Here is a 20,338-nt window from a genome sequence, read left to right on the forward strand (position 1 = left end):
TCACAACATGGGCTTTCTTCAAACACACTAACTAACACTAACCTAAAAAGGACTTTTAATTAAAAAAGACACTTTTATTGCTATCTTCTTTCATTTGAAAATATCCTTTTGATTATTCTTGAGGTCTCAGACCTTATTTTATTAATATACAAAAAATAATAGCTGTAAAAGGAATTAAGGTCTCAGACCTATTTGCCGCTTTAGTAAGTATAACAATCAGAATCTGCTATAAACTCAAATATATCATTAAATATTTGAAGCTACTTTTCTTGAATATATTATTGAATATTCTCTGTTTCTTATTGCGAAATTATCTCATAAATCTGAGTTTGTCAACTATGTTCGACAAAAAGAACTATATAATCGATGAATAAGCTGATTTGACAGATTTAGAGACTGCCAATATACTAATTTTTTTGTATTTTTACAGCGTAAAGGGATTTAAACGTACATATTTACACTAGATTATGCTAAAAAATTTGTTTTTTTTAATAACTGCGATTATATTTTCAATATCCAGCAAGGCTCAGGATGTACCCAAGATAAATTTCATGGATATTGAAGATGCCGTAATTAACCCCGGGGGCGACTATTACTATCCTAACCTATTAGAAAGGTACAATTCTTTCGATTCCACTCTTACGGTTATAGATTACACCTATATATATTATGGCTTTGCTTTTCAGAAAGACTATCTCGTAAACCAACCGGGAGAAGAGAAAATGAATCAGCTGATGGAAAAAGGGCTATACGAAGAAGCGATTGCCGAATGCACAGCCATTCTTGCCAAAAATCCGGTGAGTCTCGAAGCAAATAATGCCATGGCATACGCTATGTTTCAACTCAAAAAAACCGAAAGTGAATACGAACCATACCGCAACCGCTACAAAACCTTTGTTGATATCATTGTAAAAAGCGGAGACGGCAAAGATCCGCTAACTTCGTTTAAAGTGATTTATGTGGCAGACGAATACAATATAATGTTCTCTCACTTCGAAATACCTGAAATCATATATCGCCATCAATTGGTAAATGCTGGGTATGATTATTTCAAGATCAAACCCAGTCCTCTCTACAAATCGCAGGATATCTATTTCGAAATACCCGAAAAATTAAATAACATACACAAGCAACGGGCTATAGAAAAAGCCAAAAAGAAAGCTGCTGCTACACAAGCTCAATAACCATTAAGTAACAGAAAGTATTTAATGTCGTATTTTAAAGACTTAAGACTAAAACTGTTATACTTGGATGGAGCTAATAGGTCTGTGACCTCAGAATGCTTTGAGGCTCATATCTTTTACAGGGGCAGCATATATAATCGCTCCCGAAGAGATATAGTCTACACCTACAGCTGCGATAGCTTTTACCGCCTCCTTGGTGATACCTCCCGAGGCTTCGGTTTTTACCTTTCCCCCGATCAGTTTCACAGCTTCAGCCATTTCATCCAGCGACATGTTATCGAGCATAATGATATCGACGGCATTTGTAGCTAAAGCTTCTTTTACTTCTACCAAATTACGGGTTTCTACGTCTATCATCATTTCCTTACCCTTTTCTTTCAGATACTTTACGGTAGATGTTACTGACGCCGTAATTCCTCCGGCATAATCGTTATGATTATCCTTCAACATAATCATATCATATAACCCGAAACGATGATTTTGAGCCCCTCCGATATAAACAGCCCATTTTTCGCACATCCGAAAGTTGGGTGTTGTCTTACGCGTATCTAATATCTTAGTGGTTGTTCCCTCCACCAGTTTCACTGTATCGTGGGCATAGGTTGCAATCCCGCTCATACGCTGCATACAATTCAGCACAAAACGCTCCATTGTAAGAATAGAACGAGCAGATCCTACGACTTCGAATGCTATATCTCCTTTTTTGACAAACTCTCCGTCCTTCTTCAATACATCTATTTTCAGATCCTTATCATAATACCTGAAAATTTCCAAAGCCAGATCAACTCCTGCGAGGATACAATCGTCTTTGATGATCAGGTGCGCCCGCCTGATCATATTGGCAGGAACACTTGCCATGGTCGAATGATCTCCGTCCCCGACATCTTCGCGTATTGCTTCACTGATAAAATGACGTAACCGGTCGTCGGTCACATAAGATGGTCTGTTCATTATATATTTTCTTTATCCAAATCTTTATTATAAAATGCTCCTCTGTTTTCTTTCTGCTCTATGCTCTGAGTAATGATGAGAAATGCTACACTCACCAGATTTCTAAGTTCTGACAATTGAGGCGAAAGCAAAGACAGGTTATACACCTCTTTCACAGCGCGATATATTTCTTCTTCCTTTTGCTTGGCTATACGCAAGCGGGCATCACTGCGTACAATACCTACCAAATCACTCATCAGGCTTTGCAAGTCTTTCCGTAGATAGTTGAGCAATGCCATTTCTTCGGTCACCTTCAAGCCCTCCTGATTCCATTCGGGTACTTTATTGAGGTTAATATAATTGAAGTTATCCTCATCCAACTTTTCAACTGTTTTCAGAGCAGCTCTATGACCAAAAACCAATGCTTCGAGCAGCGAATTGGATGCCAATCTGTTTGCTCCGTGCAAGCCTGTATTGGAACACTCTCCTACCGCAAACATATTTTTGATGGTGCTTTGTCCGTACAAATCCACATCTATCCCACCGCAAAGGTAATGACTTGCAGGCACAACAGGTATCAAGTCGGTAAACATATCCAATCCGTCGTCTTTACACTGCTGATATATATTCGGAAAATGTTCCAAAAATTTCTTATGATCGAGATGACGGCAATCTAAACAAACATAGTCATCCCCTCTCAATTTCATTTCGCTGTCTATGGCACGGGCTACAATATCACGAGATGCCAACTCTTCACGGTCGTCATACTTGTGCATAAATGGTTCGCCTGATGCAGTACGGAGTTTAGCTCCGAAACCTCTCACAGCTTCCGATATAAGCGAAAGCTGTCCAGCCCGGTTACGGTAAAAGGCCGTCGGATGAAATTGGATAAACTGCATATTGCTGATTTTAGCTTTCGCACGATGCGCTAATCCGATACCATCGCCCGTTGCGATCAATGGGTTCGTTGTATTTTTATATACATGACCACATCCTCCGGTTGCCATAAGGGTAATCTTAGCTGACATCTTTTTCATCACCTGAGTCTTAATATCCAGCACATAAGCTCCATAACAGTTCAGGTTATATTTATCAAACGATTCATTCGGTATATGATGTTCCGTTATCAGGTCTATCACATAATGGTGATTGAGGATCTCTACATTCGGAAGGCTTGATGCAGCTTGAAGTAAAGCCCGTTCTATTTCAGCTCCGGTTACATCTTTGTAATGTATTACACGGTTTTCGGTATGTCCGCCTTCTCGCCCGAGGTCGAAAGTTTTATTGTCATTTTTGTCAAAGTTTGCACCCCATTCTACTATTTCACGTATCCGTTCGGGTCCTTCTTTGACAACCACTTCCACAGCTTCTCTTTTACAGACTCCGCCTCCGGCACGAAGAGTGTCTTCGATATGTTTCTCGAAACTGTCTTTCTGAAAGTCTGTCACCACAGCTACACCACCTTGTGCATATTTGGTATTTGACTCGTCCTCATCGGCTTTTGTGATAATAGAAATGCGAGCCTGAGGTTTTTTTAATGCAACTTTCAGTGCATAAGATAGTCCGGAGATACCCGAACCGATCACTAAAACATCTGTGTAAATCATTGTTTTCCTTCTGGGTTAAAGTCCCAGACCTTTTTATAGACTTTACTTTATTTGCTTCGACATTTCGAGCATCTTATTTATGGGACGCAATGCTTTCAGTCTCAGTTCTTCATCCATAGTAATTTCGGGCAACTCATATTTCATGCACAAGTACAACTTCTGCATGGTATTGAGTTTCATAAAATGACACTCACTGCAATTACAGGTATCATCAAGTGTAAGCGCAGGTATTAATGTCTTATGAGGTGCACGCTTGCGCATTTCATGCAAAATTCCTTCTTCGGTTGCCACTATAAACTCCTGACATTCGTCCGTTGCCACATAATTGAGCATATTAGCAGTCGATCCGACATAATGGGCAACCTGTAACACGGGTTTCTGTGCTTCGGGATGGGCTATCAGTTTTGCATTGGGATGATCGAGCATTTGCTGTGCTATACGTTCGAGCGAAAATGCTTCGTGAACGATGCAGGCTCCGTCCCAAAGTATCATATTACGACCTGTAACCTGATTGATGTATCTTCCGAGGTTTTTATCCGGAGCAAATATAATCTCCTGATTTTCGGGTATGGAACGGATAATATGTTCCGCATTAGACGATGTAACGATGATATCGCTCTCGGCTTTTACGGTAGAGTCGCAATTAATATAACTGACGACTATAGCATTGGGGTGCTTTTTTTTCAGTTCACGCAATCCTTCTCCCGAACACGAATCAGCCAAAGAACATCCGGCCTGTGTATCGGGCAGAATAACTTTTTTAGTCGGATTGAGAATCTTGGCTGTCTCTGCCATAAAATGGACACCACAAAACACAATCAGATCTGCATTTGTTTTTTCGGCCTCACGGGCTAATTGAAGACTATCACCCAAGAAGTCTGCTATATCCTGAATTTCACCCTTTTGATAATAATGGGCAAGTATTATCGCATTCTTTTCTTTACGCATCCGGTTGATCTCTTCAACCAAATCTGTACCCTTTGGTACATCTACATCTAAATACCCTTTGAGAGGTAAAGAAGCTATCGCTTTTTCAATAGTTGACATATCATTTCTGCAATAAGGTCTCAGACCTTTTTATTACTTTAGTAAGTAAATAACAAAAGGCTGTTATTTACTAGAAGTATATCATTAATACTTTCCGTTGCTAAGATAAGTATTATAGATAATATGTAACAGAATTACACCTAAGTTTTAACCTTTCGAGTCAAAAATTAGGCTGAACGGCTAATTCCGATTCAAATTCTTTCACAAAAATATCTTTGAGTATCTGTAATTCTTTTTCGTAAATAGTTTTTTTGCGCTGTACAAAATGCAATGTATTTTCGAGAGGGACTTTACCTTCCCAAAGCAGATTAAGCTCACCGTTTTCGATTTGCTTCCGACACAAAAAATCGGGAATAATCGCCAAGCCTTTTTTATCAGACAAACAACGGATAATCGACAGTTTATTGGGTACAATATAGTTCGGCTTAAAATCGGGACGTTTCCTGAAATTAGCAAGCCAGAAATTACGAATCGTTTCCATATCGCCGGTAGTACCAAACCAGATCTGACCGGTAAGCCAGTTTTCGCACCCTCTCAAGTCTCCGTCATCTTTCATTTTTATAAATGTAGAAGTGTCGGTCTGCGCCCCTGCCACAAGTATAATTTTCTCGGACGAGAAGGGGGTATATTGCATATTTATGGAATCGAACCTCTGGGGAGATATTACAAAATCGAGCAACCCCTTATCCAGATCTGCAAGCATCTCGTCGTATCCTCCGAATTTAGTAATAAGATCGAAAGGCAAATCACCGATATGCGATTCGAGTACCACCTGAAATGTTTCAAAACACATACCTATACTAATACTTGTTTTATCGGAATGGGTATTCCTGAAAAAATGCTTCTCCGCAGCTTCGAGCTTATCAACACCCTCTACGATCGAATTATATAGAATCTTACCGTGTTCGGTAGGTATCATACGACGAGTGCCCCTATCGAACAGTTTGTATCCGACATGAGCTTCGAGAGAGTTGAGATGCAAGCTTACACCCGGTTGCGAAATAAACAGCTTAGCTGCTGCCGATGTGAGCGATCCTGTCTCATAAATAGTCTTAAAGGTTCTAAACCATTCGAGATTAACCATTGTTGTTTATTATAATTATTATACAAATATATAATTTATATTATTTTTATAATCAATAAGCGTATAGTATTTTTGTATTGTTATAATAAAACAAGAATAAATTATGAAGAAAATATTTGTTATAAATGCAGGACAAAAGTTCGGACACTCAGGAGGGGAATTCAATCACACATTAACCAACTGGACTATCGACTATTTTAAACAACACGAAGGCTACGAAGTAAAGACCACAGACATCAACAACCCTTATGACCTCAACGAAGAAGTGAATAAATTTGTTTGGGCAGATCTCATCATCTACCATACACCTATCTGGTGGTTTCAGGTTCCTTTCGGCTTTAAGGAATATCTCGACAGGGTATTTACTGAAGGCAACAACAAGGGCATTTATGTAAGCGACGGACGTCACCGCATCAACCCAACACGTAATTACGGAACAGGCGGATCACTGCAAGGCCGCAAATACATGCTTACAACAACATGGAATGCTCCATCAGACGCATTTACAATAGAAGGAGAGTTTTTTCATCAGCACAATGTCGACGAAGGTGTTATGTTCGGATTCCATCGAATGAATGCTTTTGTCGGATTATCGAAGCTGGATAGTTTTCATTTTTATGATGTAATGAAGAATCCAAATATCGAATATTATCAAAAGGCATATATCGAACATCTGGATGCACAAGTTAAATCTTTGTAAGGTATAAGTCTGCCAATCTAAATTTTTGTTAAATGCGTCTTTTGTATTTACAAAACAACTATCTTTTTTGTTTTAATACGAAAATAGCTGTTTATAGGATATATAAAAGACAGAAGTATGAAAGAGTTTGTTTTGAATAATGGCGTTAAAATTCCGGCTGTAGGGTTAGGAGTTTTCAGGGTAGAAGATGCAAATATTGCTTACGAAACCGTAAAAATGGCATTGTCGGTAGGATACAGACATATTGATACTGCCATGATTTATGGAAATGAAGAAGCCGTAGGGAAAGCTATCAAAGATTCGGGTGTACCCCGTCAAGACATCTTCCTGACCACTAAACTTTGGAATGCCGATCAGCGTTCGGGAGAGATACAAGATGCTATCAACTCCAGTTTGAAGAGACTTGATACCGATTACGTGGATCTGTATCTGATACATTGGCCGGTAAAAGAAACATACGTATCGGTATGGAAAGATATGGAACATCTTTATAAACAAGGAAAAGCCCAGGCTATAGGTGTAAGTAATTACAATCCGCATCATCTGGACGATTTATTGAAAGAAGCCAGTATTGTACCTGCGGTCAACCAAATAGAATGCTATCCGTACCTGACACAGGAGGACGTTATCAGCTATTGCAAATCGAAAAAGATATACCCCCAGGCATGGGGTCCACTGGGAGCAGGAAAATCAGATATTTTGAGTAATCCCGTAATACTCGCACTTGCTGAAAAGTATAAAAAGACTCCGGCTCAGATAGTACTTCGCTGGAACGTGGAGCGTGGCGTTATTGTCATTCCGAAATCAGTACACAAAGAGCGTCTGATTGAGAATCTTAACATCACCGATTTCGAATTATCAGTTGATGATATTGCTAAAGTTTCGGCTTTGAATAAAAACCAAAGACTGGGTTCAGATCCGGAAACTTTCAATTTTTAAGATCATTTTATTATACATACAAGCGGTTATCTTCGGATAGCCGTTTTTTTTGTATTATTTTTGTTTGTTCCGATCAGTCAAATCAAAATCAGGAAACGGACGAAGAAATACTTACTATTGCTTATAATATGAACTCTCAATTTCTAATATCAGCAACAACATCAGGTTCGGGTAAGACTACCGTAACACTGGGTTTGCTCCGTGCATTAAAAAACCGAAATCTCAAAACCCAGCCTTACAAATGCGGTCCCGACTATATAGACACTAAATACCACGATCTGGCATCGGGGAACAAGTCTATCAACCTTGATCTGTTTTTATCTTCCGAAGATCATGTCAAATCTATTTTCGCAAAACACGGCTTCGACAAAGACGTTCGGGTGACCGAGGGTGTTATGGGGCTCTTCGACGGATACGACCGTATGGCAGGCAGCAGTGCCAACATTGCAGAATTGATAGGTATGCCTGTTATTCTGGTTATTAATGCTAAATCAATGGCATATTCTGCAGCTGCTTTATTATATGGATTCAAAAATTTTTATAAAGGGATAAATGTAGCAGGAGTCATCTTTAATTTTGTGGCATCTGAGTCTCACTATAGTTTTCTGAAAGATGCCTGTCACGATGTCGGACTCGAACCATTGGGGTATCTGCCTAAAAATGCAGAAGTAGAAATACCATCCCGACACTTAGGGTTAAATATAGACGAACAATTTGTTTTTGATGAATTCGCAGATAAAGTAGCAGCTCTCGTTGAGAAACATATCAACATAGACCGGCTGCTTAAAATAACAACATGTGCTGCAATAGACTATACCTCATCTAAAAATATACCAGCAGATCCGGTTCTGAATATATCAGTAGCTTATGACGAGGCTTTCAACTTTGTGTATCACGAAAATATATCGAAACTGAAAGAAATCGGGAATGTAACATTTTTCAGCCCTATCAAAGACAAGCATTTACCAAAGTCCGATTTTCTATACCTGCCGGGAGGATATCCGGAGCTGTATCTGAATGAACTGAGCAGCAATAAACAAATGATGGAGGATATAAAAAATCATGCTGAAGATGGAGGAAAAATACTTGCAGAATGCGGGGGAATGATGTATCTAAGTAAATCTATCACAGATAAAGATGGCAAAGAATACCCGATGGTCGGGATCTTTCCTCAAAAAGCAACAATGGAGAATATGCGGTTGAAGTTGGGATACCGTTCATTCTGTTATGCAGGAAGGGAGATCAAAGGACATGAGTTCCATTATTCCCGAATTGCCGATTCTCCGCAGAATCCATCTTCCGAAACGAATATATATACTGCCAAAGGCGTAGAAACCGAAACAAAATTGTTACGCTACAAAAATGTAATAGCCGGATATACCCATATCTATTGGGCGGATACAGATGTATTGTCATTATTCGCCTGATGCTTTTAAGGGTTACAATTCTTAACAATTCTACCTATATATTATATAGGACGATCTGTAAATAATATGTAATTTTAGGGTCATAAGATATAAGATCTTAAGTAAAGCCTATTAGTTTTCTTATTTCAAGGTCTCAGACCTATTTATTATCTATTTAAGTATAATAACAATGAAATACATTGATTTATTCAATCATCTGAAAGCCATTGAAAATTATACTGATGATGAAATCGCGATCGATGAAAATCTCGTGTTTCGTAATTTCAGTTTTGAGGTAAAAAGCTGTTCTCTCTTACCCGGAGGTCTGGAGAACAAAGACGAATATGAATATACACCAAGTATTCCGGACGACTACGAACCGGATATTATCCAGCAAATGTTGAACAAGACTGATGCGGAAATTCTCGAGAATCTGAAATTCCGTTATCACATGATTATGCCAAAAGCTGATAAAAAAGCAAAAAGCATCATTTTGTTTTTTCACGGGTTCAACGAAAAATATTGGAGTAAATACCTGCCATGGGCAAAACACATCGCAGACAGAACAGGCAAAGCAATTGTACTGTTCCCGATAGCCTTTCATATGAACAGGGCTCCTTCGATCTGGAGCGATCCACACGAAATGTATAAGATAAGCGAACAGCGCAAACAACGGCATCCTATCATCATCAATTCAAGCCTCTCGAATGTAGCTATAAGTACCCGTCTTCATAATAAACCACAGCGTTTCATCTGGTCGGGGCTGCAAACTTATTATGACGTCATACATTTCGTAGAAGAAATTAAGGCAGGTCTTCACCCGGCAATAGAAGCCGGAGCATCGATTGATTTCTTTTCATATTCGATCGGAACTTTTCTTGGCGAAATACTGATGATGACAAACAAAAACGGATATTTTTCGAACTCCAAATATGCAACTTTCTGCGGAGGAGCCGTATTCAACAGGTTATCTCCTGTCTCGAAATTCATCTTAGACAGCGAAGCCAATGTCAGCCTATATTCTTATGTTGTCGAACATATTGACAGTCATATGCGTAACAACAGGCTGCTACAGCATTATCTTAATGCTCCCTATGAAGAAGGCATCAATTTCAGATCTATGCTCAATTATAAGACACTGACCCATTATCGTGACGAAAAATTCAGGTCGATGAGTAATCAGTTCTATGCGCTGACTCTTGCTAAGGATGAGGTAGTTCCGGCATACGAAGTTATCAATACACTGAATGGCAGTAGAAGGGATGTTCCCATCAGGGTTGACATTCTCGATTACCCTTACAAATACAAACACGAGGATCCGTTTCCGGTATTGACAAAAATAGCCGATGAAGTAGATAAACAATTCAGAATCACTTTCGATAAGATCAGTGATTTCTTGAAATAAGCAAATAAACAGCAAAGAGCAATCACTGCTCCTTGCTGCGAAACATAGTAAACTCTTGGATAGAGTATTATAAAGAGTAGTTGTTGTATACAAATCAAAAAGTAATATGCCTACCCGATGTCCTCTATCAAGTTTACTCTTTATGAAATTTAAGTATGTTGTGAGAAATGTAGATACGACAAGTCGGTTTGTATCAGTTTGACACAAAAGATTTTGTTTTTTGAAATATTTTTTATTGGTTACGCACGGTCTGCGTCTCTCTCTCTCTCTCTCTCTCTCTCTCTCTCTCTCTCTCTAATATTTCACACGACACAGCCAAACCTGAATAGTTAAAATTCAGAATTACTTCACCGCTATTAAATATCAGATTATTTACCATCTTCAAAAAGAAAAAGAGTTGTTTATCGGACAAATATAGAAATATTTTCCGAATAATTTACAACTCCTTATTCAAGTTATTCAAGACTTTATTTATATGTTAAATAAACCGCAAATATAGAATATTCGACTATCAATCTTTTCTGATAATAACAAGCGACTAATTAAAACTTCTTTTTCATTATACGGACAGCATTCAATATACCTAGCAAGGCCACTCCTACATCAGCAAATACAGCTTCCCACATACTCGCTACGGCAAATGCTCCGAGTAACAGCACTGCGACTTTTACACCCACTGCCAGAACAATATTCTGCAAGACAATCTGTCGGGTAGCTTTAGCAATCCGGATAGCTGTTACAATTTTAGACGGTTGATCGGTCTGTATTACAACATCCGCCACTTCTATAGCCGCATCACTCCCCATGCCTCCCATAGCTATTCCAACATCGCTCAAAGCCAGTGCCGGAGCATCGTTAATTCCATCTCCGACAAAAGCAACAACATGATTGGGATCAGCCTTAATTTCTTCTATATAACGAACTTTATCTTCGGGCAGCAAATCCCCGTAAGCCGAATCTACACCTAAATCTCCTGCTAATTGTTTGGTTATACCCGACTTATCTCCACTAAGCATCACTGTCTGACGAATACCCAGTCGATGCATAGAAGATACAGCCTGAGCAGCATCGTCTTTTACTTCATCGGCAATAGTCAGATAACCGGCGTATTGTCCATCAATAGCAACCAATACTATCGTTTCCACAACAGCATGTACCTCACGGGGGTATTCTATTCCGAATTTATCCAAAAGTTTAGTATTACCTGCAAGCACAATCCGTCCGTCAACAATACCTTTCAATCCATGTCCGGGAATTTCTTCAGTATCCGAAACCTCCTTCAAATAGATATCTGTCCCTGCGTACTCTGTAATCGCCTTAGCTATAGGATGATTTGACAGACTTTCAATAGAAGCCGCAATACAAATAAACTCATTCTGTGAATACAAAGCCGATTCTATCTTCTGTACTTTAAACACCGCTTGTGTAAGAGTTCCGGTTTTATCCATCACGATGGTATTAACCTTTGTCATCAAATCCAGATAATTAGCTCCCTTAAATAAGATTCCGTGATGAGACGCTGCCCCTATTCCGCCAAAGTAACCTAACGGAATAGAAATAACCAATGCACAAGGACATGAAATAACCAGAAATACCAATGCCCGATACAGCCAGTCGTTAAAATCATATTGATTGACTATAAAGTACGGAATAACTGTAATGGCGACCGCCAGAAAAAAGACAATAGGCGTATATACTTTTGCCAGCTTACGAATCAACAGCTCGGTTTTGGCTTTTCTGGATGCAGCATTCTGCACTAAATCGAGAATTTTAGCAAGGGAGCTGTCGGAATATTCTTTCGCCACCCTTATTTCTATAACTCTATCCAGATTGAGCATACCTGCAAGAACGGGCTCTCCCTTTCGTATTGTCTTAGGTTTACTTTCACCTGTCAGTGCCGAAGTATTAAAACTGCTACTTTCGGATAACATCTCTCCATCCAACGGAACTTTCTCTCCCGCTTTTACCTGAATATATTCACCTACGGCAACAATTTCAGGCGGTACATTCAAATATATACCATCCCGTAATACAGCCGCACTATCGGGTCGTACATCAAGTAATGCTTTGATATTCTCTTTAGCCCTATTTACAGCTGCACCTTGAAATAATTCACCTACCGTATAGAAAAGCATTACTGCCACCGCCTCGGGATACTCACCGATCGCGAAAGCTCCTAAAGTGGCAATAGACATTAATGAGAATTCTGTAAAAAACTCCTTGTTGATAAATCCTTCAAGAGTTTCTTTCAGTACAGGATAACCAACCGGTATATAAGCTATTACATACCATAACAAGCGGATATATCCGGTAAAAAATCCAATATCAAAATAATCCATCGCTATACCTGCAAGTAATAATAACAGGCTAGCCAATACAGGTAAATAGATCTTCAAGGAGTATCCGCGGCCAGAAGAATGACCGTCGGAAATACCTGTTGATTCTGTTTCTTCGTGACAACAACTGCAACTATGTGATTGTGACATAACTTTATTTTTTTATTAAAATTTATACAGCAAAGGTAACAGAGATAGACTGCAACCAAGTTGCAAAAATTTTCATCATCGGAGAAAGAGTTTATCTTTGTATTTTAACAACATTTATCCGGTCTTTACATGTCCCACTTTCGGCTATTGGTATTATACATTTTGTTTCTATGCTTTTCTTCACTGGCTTTTTCACAAAAAGAAGCAGTAAGCGAAAATGAATTGTATTTATTACAAGCTGTAAAAACAGGAAATTACGACAATGTAAAATTAGGCTTAAATAGCTCCTCTCCGAACATTACGGACGAATACGGCATCAGCATATTAATGTATGCGATACAGAAAAAGAGGAAACTCATTATAGAAGAATTAATTGAAGCAGGAGCTAACCCCAATTACAGAATCAAAATAAAGTCAAAATCGAATGATGACAGGTCTCCTGTCAGAATGCTGATGCTGCAACACCAATCGGTACTCGACTTTGCTGTAAATACCCAAGATACAACAATTGTCAGGCAGATTTTAAAGGCAGGGGCTAAAATAAATCCAAAAGATGAGATTCTTAATCCACTCATGCAGGCATCTAAGAACCTAGATCACAGCATGCTTATATATCTAAAAGGGCAAGGAGCAAAGGTTTCGAAAAAAACAGCCCGTGATATAGCTGCATTAACAATAACTTCATCAACCGGACTATTAATAAATCAAACACCTAAAGGACGCAAAGAAGTTATTCGTTTCTGGGATAATTACGGAGTAGATATAAGTGAAGAAAATCTACTTAAATCGCCATTTGCAACATCAGGATCAAATCAAAGATCAATAAAAAATTTTATAAAGATATATGATGACTGGATTGACAGCAACACCTCAAAAAATGAAGAAAAAACAATCCGGTCTGCAGCTTATGCAGACTATATGGACCCCGAATACGAAGCCAAAGCTAAAGCCAGAGAAGAAGCTCGGGGAGATTCGTTATTTGAAAAAGCATTAAAGAATGTAGAAGAATACAAAGATTGGAGAAAAGAGTATGACGAGCAGGAAGAGAAAGAAAATACCGCCCGTATAACACTTGTATATCTGGTCGTAAGCATCAGCATTGTGTTACTTTTCATTTATGGAAAATACGGTTCTCTAAATAGGGCAACATGGAATACTATTTTCAGGAAACTATTCAGAGTACAGCTTCAACCTAATCAAAATCAGAATAAACGCAACCGTAATAATACAGCAAACCCACCTAACCCCACACGCCCTAAGCCTCAGAAAAAAGCTAAAACACAACGAAAGTCAGCACAAAAGCCTCAACCCGCTGTATCGGCATCAAAAACGAAAACAACAGATGCGAAAGGATGGTCGGTTGACTCAACAACAAATATAGAGATCGAATTCCTTACTATCGAAGATATGATCAATCCGATCCTGCTATGTAATGAACACGAAAAATCGGTGCGCAGGATGATGTGGTATATGCGCTGTCTCGAAAATCATACGGATGAACAGATTGAGCAGGTATTGGGTAATGAAGGTTTACTTCCTCATCTCGAGAGTCTATGGAAAAGCATTAAACCTACTTACATAAGAGCAGTCTACAAACGTTCACTTTATTTGATGGTTGAAAATTACAGAGAAAGAGACGAACGTGTATCAATATTTTTGGAGAGTATAAAAAGACATAAACCAAGAGGTAATAAACCCAAAAAGAAGTCAGAGAAAAAACCACTTACAAACTCGTAATAGCACCATCTTCATCAATCAACAGTATTGTTAATTCTCCTGCAGGTAAAAGTGTTGCACATACTTGATGACATTTACGTATAATTATTGAAAAAAATTCTCTTTCATCTTCCTTTATTATATCCCATAACTGGCGAGCCAATGTGATACCTTGTATGGCATCGATAGTCTCCGGCGAACATTTTGCCTCTTTTGAAACTTCGGTCAGAAATACTTTGTTCATCACAACCTTCTTGCTGTGAGTATCAAGTGAACCTTCGGCAAGCTTAACCGCTTTACCTAACATGATACCCATTGTAACATATTTAAAACCCAATTCGGATGCAATCTTGATAGTTTCTCCGATAAAATTCCCGTAATGAATAAAGCCCTGAGACGGTAATTCGGGATAAATACTCTTCACAAACTTTTCGCTTTTTGCTCCTGAGTTTATAACAATCCGTTCGCATTTCAAGGCTTTTGCGACATCCATTTCTCTGCGAATAGAGCGAAGGAAAGCATCTGCCGAAAATGGTTTTACCACTCCCGATGTTCCAATGATAGAAATTCCTCCCATAATGCCCAATTTCGGGTTGAAGGTTCGTTTAGCAATTTCTTCGCCATTAGGTACTGATATGGTTACATCTACACCGATACGTACACTCTGATCGGGAAGTAAATATTGATTATGCCGTAATACTTTAAATACCTCACGTTTAATCATCTTACGAGGGGTAGCATTTATTGCAGGTTCACCTATTTCTATTCCGAGTCCGGGCAGGGTTACTACTCCCACTCCTTTTCCTTGTAGGAAACGTACTCCTCTCGATTCGGTATTCAGTCTAACTGTAGATACTATCGCCTGCTTATTGGTAGCATCCGGATCATCACCTGCATCTTTAATGACGGTACAAGATACTTCGTTGTCTCCCCACGATGTAGAAGTAATAGGAATGTATACCCATTCGCCACTGGGAAGAGTCACACTTATCTCATTCCATGCCGATTTAGTAAGTAAGGCTGTCAATGCAGCTTTAGTTGCTGCGGTTGCATATGTACCTGTGGTGTATCCGGTACGAAGTTCGAAGAAATCGGGGACTGCTCTTTCGATAAACTTCCGCAAACCATTCTCACCGTACACCGAAATAAAAGATTCGTCCAGCTTAGGACGTTTCACGACTATAACAGGAATACCCAGCTTTTCGGCAGCCTCAACTTTCTGCATAAATCCGCCTGATTCGCCACTTTCTTTGGTGATAATAGCTTCAGGTTTGAGCTTTTCGAACAAAGGGATTTCATCCTCACCTTGTTGATAGTAGATAATCCGGTCGAAAGGATATTCCGTTTTTTCGACTATCCCTCTCGATTCGTCCCTGTCCAGTATTCTGAACCATGTTTCGTGATTCTGCCAGTATCGCTTCAGCTTTGCCAAAGTATTTACACCTGTCAAAGCGAGCAGATTATCTATCTTATGATTTTCGAGGTATTCAATCGCCTCATCGTATGTATCGCACCAAATAAGATTATCGCTATGTTCGGGATAATTTCTCTCATAACGGGCAACGGGTATCGATAACTCTTTAGAAACCTTGGCTATAATCTGATGAAGTACTTCCGCAAAAGGATGAGCCGCATCAACAATCAAGTGAATGTCATTCTCCCGACAAAAGGTCGACATAGTATCTTCGTCCATTGCACCCGTCAAACGGATACCATGTACACAAGTAATTTCCTGAGATTCACCTTTAGTTGAATAGTAATATGGTTTAGAGGCTTCGTCACAAACAGTAACAGCATGACGTCCTTCGGTTGTTCCTCCGAGAATAAGTATCATAATTAAATATATATATCCAGAAGATGTTCTATCGATTCCACTGTTACGGGAGTAAATCCCTGCCGGAAAAGAGATATGCTTCTGTTTTTATTATCAACTTCTATACAATCATCCGACTCGACAATACGATCTGCTAACACACCATTGCGAAGTAAAGCCTTACGTACCATAGTGTAAAGCTGACCATGACCACTAAGCCTGATCTTCCTGTTATACGAATTCTCGACCCGAAACAATCCTGATTCTTCATCGAATATTATTCCTTTTCGGGCAAAGAATGAGCTGAGTTTTCCGCTCAATGAGAGATCTTCGGGGGTACCGATTGTTACACTCGACTGCTTATCTATAAGCCATATCTTATCTGCAATCTGTAATGCCAGTTCGAGATCGTGAGTAGAAAGAAAAATTGTTTTGTTCGTTTTCCGCGATAAACGATGTAATAACTGCATAATTTCCACCTTACTCGGAAAGTCGAGAAAGGCGGTAGGTTCGTCCAAAAATATAATCGGGGTATCTTGCGCCAATGCTTTGGCAATCATTACCTTTTGACGTTCGCCATCGCTAAGAGTATCTACCATACGATTAGCCAGATTCTCTATTTTGACGAGCGAAATAGCTTTATCTACCATTTGCTTATCATCTTCGTTCAGCGTCCCCCAGAAACCAGTATAAGGACTACGTCCCAAGCCGATAAGCTCACGAGCCGACATATTTTTGACATCGCATTTTTCGGTTAATACAACGCTCAATAATTTCGATAATTGCTTTTCTGTATAAGACGCTATTTCTTTACCTTGCACAAACACCTCTCCTGCCAACTTAGGCTGAAAAGCCGAAAGGGTACGCAACAATGTCGACTTACCGATACCGTTTGCACCTAATAAGCAAGTAAGCTCGCCGCTCTGTATATTGGCTGTAATGCCTTCAGCAACAACCTTTCGTTCTTTCTTTGTGATGTAACCTATCGAAAGATTTTGCAATTCTATGGTTTTCTGCTTACTCATCAGCTTATTTCGTTTTTACGTTTACCGAACAATACCGATATAACTATCGGTGCACCTATCAAAGCCGTAACCGAATTGATAGGCAATGCACCTTCGAATCCGGGCATACGTGCTATCAGGTTACACAACAGAGCCAAGGATGCACCCGTAAGTGTAACGGCAGGCATAAGTATACGATGATCGGATGTACGAAATATGGTTCTGCACAGATGAGGTACTGCCAATCCTAAAAATACAATAGGTCCGCAGTATGCGGTTATAATAGCTGTAAGAATACACGAACAGATGATAGTATAGAGTCGTGCCCGCTTTATGTTTAATCCTAAATTACGGGCATAACCTTCGCCCAAGAGCATCAGATTGAGCGTTTTGATCAACAGAAAAGACAATGGGATAAGCACAGCCATCACTGCAACGAAAGTATACACCTGATTACCCGATACCTTAGAGAAACTTCCCAATCCCCAAATGACATAAGCGCGGACATCTTCGTCGTTACTGAAGAATTTAAGCACTCCGATAATTGCACTCGCAATATAGCCGATCATTACTCCGATGATCAATAATATAACATTGCCTCTTACACGTTGCGATATTGCTATAATAATAGTCATCACGATAAATGCACCCAAAATAGCTGCAACAGAGATGGCTATTTCTCCAAAAAATCCGATGCGGCTCAAAGCCATACCTCCGATACTACCCGATAGTAAAATCATAAGAGCAACTCCTAAACTTGCACCCGAACTGATACCCAATTCGGATGGTCCTGCCAGTGGGTTGCGGAATACTGTTTGCATCTGCAAGCCGCTTATAGCTAATCCTGCTCCGGCAAATAAGGCTGTAATTGTTTGAGGAAATCTCGATTTCCATACGATATTCTGCCAGATAACAGACTCATCTCCTATATTCCACAAAATATTCCAGATGGAGCGTATGGGTATAGCGATTGTACCTAACACCAAGTTGAGAAGGAAGAAAGCTATAATCGAGATAAATATAACTGAAAATGATATCGTATTTTGTTTCGAGGTCATTTCAACAATTCGTAATACACTGGTTGATGATCGGGCAGCAATTCGGGATGAAAAGCTTTGATTAAGTCTGCCAATACCACTTCGGGTTCAACTGGTGCTTTTTCGTAAAACGGCTTTTGACGCAGGTTACAGCACACTACTTTTTTCTCTTTAAATGCTTTAAAGTCTGCATATCTGGCATCGCTCTGCTTCATTACATCGTACGAATAATCACCGGTATGACTTACTAACATACGCCAATAATCGGCATTTGCGCCTTGTGCATAAACCGATTCAAATTCCATATTCAGACCACCTGTTTCGGTATTATCTTTCAGGAAATATTGTGCTCCTGCATCGTAAAACTGCTCTGCAAGATAACTTTTACCTCCAACTACATACCAGTTACCCGAACGCATTTCGCCACTCAATACTGTTGGTCTCTCTTTAACCGATTCACACAGTTTTTCGAGATCCAGATATTTCTTTTCTATATCGGCAAACTGTTCATTTGCTTGCTTCTCCTGTCCTAAAAGCATGGCTGTAAATTTCAACCATTCTGCTTGTCCGAGCGGTGTTGTTTCTTTATAACCCAAGAAAGTAACCAGAGGAATTTCTAAGTCTTTAATGGTTTCATATCCTCCTCTCTTGAATGGAGATACCAAAATAATATCAGGGTGTAAAGCCAGAATCAGCTCACTATCAAAATTTCCTTCTATACCTATCTGCCCTGTTTTTCCGTTCTTAATCTGTTCTTTCATCTTTTCGTTGAACAGATAATGTGTACTTGTCATTCCCACCACTTTATCGGTAGCATCGAGCTTGATAAAGTTTGCCAACTGCAAAGTAGTCATACAAATAACACTCCGAACGGGTGTTTCTATTACCGTATAATTCTGAGGAATACCATCGTGGCTCTGTCCTCTGTCAACTAAAGCATAATGATAAGTCATCTTGCTTTCGTGCTGAGGGTCTTCAATATCCACCAGTCGGTAAGTACCCTTATCGGTTACTTTAAACCCTTGTGCATATTTTATCTCGACCTTTTCTCTGTTTTCGTTAGACGAGGTATCGGACGACGCATTGCCATCATTGCGTTTATTACCGCAACCGCTGAGCAGAATAGCTGTTACGATGGTAAGTTGAAGTATAAGAAACTTTTTCATAAAGGATTTCCTTGAATTATCATTAAAGAAAAATAGGGTATCTTGCGTTTTAAAATTTCTTGAATATCGGTTGTATAATATTCCAGATCTTTTACTCCTACATTTTCGAAGTAGTGAAAAACGGCATTCTTGTTATTACCGATACACTCTTTGATAGCATCGGCACATAACGATACTTTCATAATCACTATCACTTTTCCGAGATTAATTTTTTCGGTAAGTTCATCAGACGAAATAATTCCCGGAACAACATTCAACTCTTCTTCGAGTTTGACTACATGTATTCCGGCTAAAGCACCTGCGGCAATAAATGCCGGCACACCTGCTACTCTGTTTACGGGAATGTTGTCTTGTTCTAATGTTTCGAATATATAATGTATAGAAGAATAAAATCCGGCATCGCCTTCAGCTACAATGGCTACTTTTTTGCTATCCTTATACTGTAGTTCGGCATCCTTAGCTACATTGGCATATGCCGCAATAGCTTTGGTGCGATCTTTACTCATAGGAACATGAAAAGGTATTCCTTTTCGGGTATCAATATCCAACTCGGACATGATATCTAAGGCACGAGAAGATACTGTTCCCTCTTTCGATATAGTTGCTGGATAATAAATACAATCGGCAGTTTGAAGGGCTTTCAAGCCTTTAAGCGTTATTAGCTCAGCTTCTCCGGGACCAAGTGATACAAAGGTAATTGGGTACATTATTCTTTCTTTCAAAAATATTGTTTTTGATTACACTCTTTGGTACAGGATGTTATATTCAGAAAACCGAATCGTAAAAAACAGAGATTCAAATCTGTGAATGTTTA

At 39.2% G+C, this 20,338-nt stretch carries 16 protein-coding genes; 6 read left to right on the forward strand and 10 right to left on the reverse strand.

Annotated elements, in window-relative coordinates; translation table 11 throughout:
- The first annotated feature begins 479 nt into the window (after window positions 1-479).
- Entirely contained in the window at window positions 480-1,184 is a 705-nt protein-coding gene (locus K322_RS0116875) for a DUF4919 domain-containing protein (protein WP_157279512.1), read from the forward strand.
- Window positions 1,185-1,274: 90 nt separating this feature from the next.
- Here K322_RS0116875 and nadC read toward each other — a convergent pair whose 3' ends face one another.
- The 4 genes from nadC to K322_RS0116895 all read right to left on the reverse strand — a co-directional run bounded on the left by nadC (window position 1,275) and on the right by K322_RS0116895 (window position 5,852).
- The gene (gene nadC, locus K322_RS0116880) at window positions 1,275-2,135 is read right to left on the reverse strand and encodes a carboxylating nicotinate-nucleotide diphosphorylase (RefSeq protein ID WP_026627931.1); all 861 of its coding nucleotides are present in this window, start codon (window positions 2,133-2,135) and stop codon (window positions 1,275-1,277) included.
- Window positions 2,135-3,721 carry an L-aspartate oxidase gene (nadB, locus tag K322_RS0116885; protein ID WP_026627932.1) on the reverse strand — a complete coding sequence of 529 codons (1,587 nt, stop codon included), beginning with the start codon at window positions 3,719-3,721 and terminating at the stop codon, window positions 2,135-2,137. Before nadB ends, nadC begins: the two co-directional genes overlap by 1 nt.
- A 42-nt stretch (window positions 3,722-3,763) precedes the next feature.
- Complete coding sequence (gene nadA, locus K322_RS0116890; protein ID WP_026627933.1) at window positions 3,764-4,768, reverse strand: quinolinate synthase NadA; 1,005 nt, start codon at window positions 4,766-4,768, stop codon at window positions 3,764-3,766.
- Between the two features lie 160 nt (window positions 4,769-4,928).
- Window positions 4,929-5,852, reverse strand: a complete 924-nt coding sequence (locus K322_RS0116895; protein WP_026627934.1) for a LysR family transcriptional regulator — start codon at window positions 5,850-5,852, stop codon at window positions 4,929-4,931.
- Between the two features lie 103 nt (window positions 5,853-5,955).
- Here K322_RS0116895 and K322_RS0116900 point away from each other — a divergent pair, with 103 nt between their 5' ends.
- The 4 genes from K322_RS0116900 (at window position 5,956) to K322_RS0116915 (ending at window position 10,302) form a co-directional block, all read left to right on the forward strand.
- Window positions 5,956-6,552 carry an NAD(P)H-dependent oxidoreductase gene (locus K322_RS0116900; RefSeq protein WP_026627935.1) on the forward strand — a complete coding sequence of 199 codons (597 nt, stop codon included), beginning with the start codon at window positions 5,956-5,958 and terminating at the stop codon, window positions 6,550-6,552.
- A 117-nt stretch (window positions 6,553-6,669) separates the two neighbouring features.
- Window positions 6,670-7,491, forward strand: a complete 822-nt coding sequence (locus tag K322_RS0116905; RefSeq protein WP_026627936.1) for an aldo/keto reductase — start codon at window positions 6,670-6,672, stop codon at window positions 7,489-7,491.
- Window positions 7,492-7,619: 128 nt separating this feature from the next.
- Window positions 7,620-8,918 carry a cobyrinate a,c-diamide synthase gene (locus K322_RS0116910; protein ID WP_026627937.1) on the forward strand — a complete coding sequence of 433 codons (1,299 nt, stop codon included), beginning with the start codon at window positions 7,620-7,622 and terminating at the stop codon, window positions 8,916-8,918.
- Between the two features lie 169 nt (window positions 8,919-9,087).
- Window positions 9,088-10,302, forward strand: coding sequence for a DUF6051 family protein (locus K322_RS0116915; RefSeq protein ID WP_026627938.1), 1,215 nt, complete (start codon window positions 9,088-9,090; stop codon window positions 10,300-10,302).
- 542 nt (window positions 10,303-10,844) lie between these two features.
- Here K322_RS0116915 and K322_RS0116920 read toward each other — a convergent pair.
- Complete coding sequence (locus tag K322_RS0116920; RefSeq protein WP_026627939.1) at window positions 10,845-12,788, reverse strand: heavy metal translocating P-type ATPase; 1,944 nt, start codon at window positions 12,786-12,788, stop codon at window positions 10,845-10,847.
- Between the two features lie 129 nt (window positions 12,789-12,917).
- Here K322_RS0116920 and K322_RS0116925 point away from each other — a divergent pair, with 129 nt between their 5' ends.
- Window positions 12,918-14,525, forward strand: a complete 1,608-nt coding sequence (locus K322_RS0116925) for an ankyrin repeat domain-containing protein (RefSeq protein WP_026627940.1) — start codon at window positions 12,918-12,920, stop codon at window positions 14,523-14,525.
- On the opposite strand, the gene cbiD is transcribed toward K322_RS0116925, so the two are convergent.
- Genes cbiD through K322_RS0116950 form a run of 5 tightly spaced genes read right to left on the reverse strand, consistent with a single transcriptional unit; the run spans window position 14,512 to window position 20,234 of the window.
- Window positions 14,512-16,338, reverse strand: a complete 1,827-nt coding sequence (cbiD, locus tag K322_RS0116930) for a cobalt-precorrin-5B (C(1))-methyltransferase CbiD (RefSeq protein WP_026627941.1) — start codon at window positions 16,336-16,338, stop codon at window positions 14,512-14,514. The genes K322_RS0116925 and cbiD overlap by 14 nt on opposite strands.
- 2 nt (window positions 16,339-16,340) lie before the next feature.
- A complete protein-coding gene (locus K322_RS0116935) occupies window positions 16,341-17,342 on the reverse strand; it encodes an ABC transporter ATP-binding protein (RefSeq protein WP_026627942.1) in 1,002 nt (333 codons plus the stop codon).
- The gene (locus K322_RS0116940) at window positions 17,342-18,379 is read right to left on the reverse strand and encodes an iron ABC transporter permease (protein ID WP_026627943.1); all 1,038 of its coding nucleotides are present in this window, start codon (window positions 18,377-18,379) and stop codon (window positions 17,342-17,344) included. Before K322_RS0116940 ends, K322_RS0116935 begins: the two co-directional genes overlap by 1 nt.
- Window positions 18,376-19,524 (reverse strand): ABC transporter substrate-binding protein, encoded by a 1,149-nt coding sequence (locus tag K322_RS0116945; RefSeq protein ID WP_026627944.1) that lies wholly within the window; start codon window positions 19,522-19,524, stop codon window positions 18,376-18,378. The genes K322_RS0116940 and K322_RS0116945 overlap by 4 nt, the downstream gene beginning before the upstream one ends.
- On the reverse strand, window positions 19,521-20,234 hold the full coding sequence (locus tag K322_RS0116950; RefSeq protein WP_026627945.1) for a precorrin-2 C(20)-methyltransferase: 714 nt from the start codon (window positions 20,232-20,234) through the stop codon (window positions 19,521-19,523). The genes K322_RS0116945 and K322_RS0116950 overlap by 4 nt, the downstream gene beginning before the upstream one ends.
- Window positions 20,235-20,338 lie beyond the last annotated feature (104 nt).

Source organism: Indolivaga capnocytophagoides DSM 22835 (assembly GCF_000426485.1).
GTDB lineage: Bacteria > Bacteroidota > Bacteroidia > Bacteroidales > Dysgonomonadaceae > Dysgonomonas_A > Dysgonomonas_A capnocytophagoides.

Excerpts from the sequence above, each read along its gene's own strand:
- K322_RS0116910 (WP_026627937.1), top strand. The coding sequence starts at position 7,620 with ATGAACTCTCAATTTCTAATATCAGCAACAACATCAGGTTCGGGTAAG.
- nadC (WP_026627931.1), bottom strand. The coding sequence starts at position 2,135 with ATGAACAGACCATCTTATGTGACCGACGACCGGTTACGTCATTTTATC.
- nadB (WP_026627932.1), bottom strand. The coding sequence starts at position 3,721 with ATGATTTACACAGATGTTTTAGTGATCGGTTCGGGTATCTCCGGACTA.
- K322_RS0116915 (WP_026627938.1), top strand. The coding sequence starts at position 9,088 with ATGAAATACATTGATTTATTCAATCATCTGAAAGCCATTGAAAATTAT.
- cbiD (WP_026627941.1), bottom strand. The coding sequence starts at position 16,338 with ATGATACTTATTCTCGGAGGAACAACCGAAGGACGTCATGCTGTTACT.
- nadA (WP_026627933.1), bottom strand. The coding sequence starts at position 4,768 with ATGTCAACTATTGAAAAAGCGATAGCTTCTTTACCTCTCAAAGGGTAT.
- K322_RS0116895 (WP_026627934.1), bottom strand. The coding sequence starts at position 5,852 with ATGGTTAATCTCGAATGGTTTAGAACCTTTAAGACTATTTATGAGACA.
- K322_RS0116925 (WP_026627940.1), top strand. The coding sequence starts at position 12,918 with ATGTCCCACTTTCGGCTATTGGTATTATACATTTTGTTTCTATGCTTT.
- K322_RS0116920 (WP_026627939.1), bottom strand. The coding sequence starts at position 12,788 with ATGTCACAATCACATAGTTGCAGTTGTTGTCACGAAGAAACAGAATCA.
- K322_RS0116900 (WP_026627935.1), top strand. The coding sequence starts at position 5,956 with ATGAAGAAAATATTTGTTATAAATGCAGGACAAAAGTTCGGACACTCA.
- K322_RS0116945 (WP_026627944.1), bottom strand. The coding sequence starts at position 19,524 with ATGAAAAAGTTTCTTATACTTCAACTTACCATCGTAACAGCTATTCTG.
- K322_RS0116905 (WP_026627936.1), top strand. The coding sequence starts at position 6,670 with ATGAAAGAGTTTGTTTTGAATAATGGCGTTAAAATTCCGGCTGTAGGG.
- K322_RS0116935 (WP_026627942.1), bottom strand. The coding sequence starts at position 17,342 with ATGAGTAAGCAGAAAACCATAGAATTGCAAAATCTTTCGATAGGTTAC.
- K322_RS0116940 (WP_026627943.1), bottom strand. The coding sequence starts at position 18,379 with ATGACCTCGAAACAAAATACGATATCATTTTCAGTTATATTTATCTCG.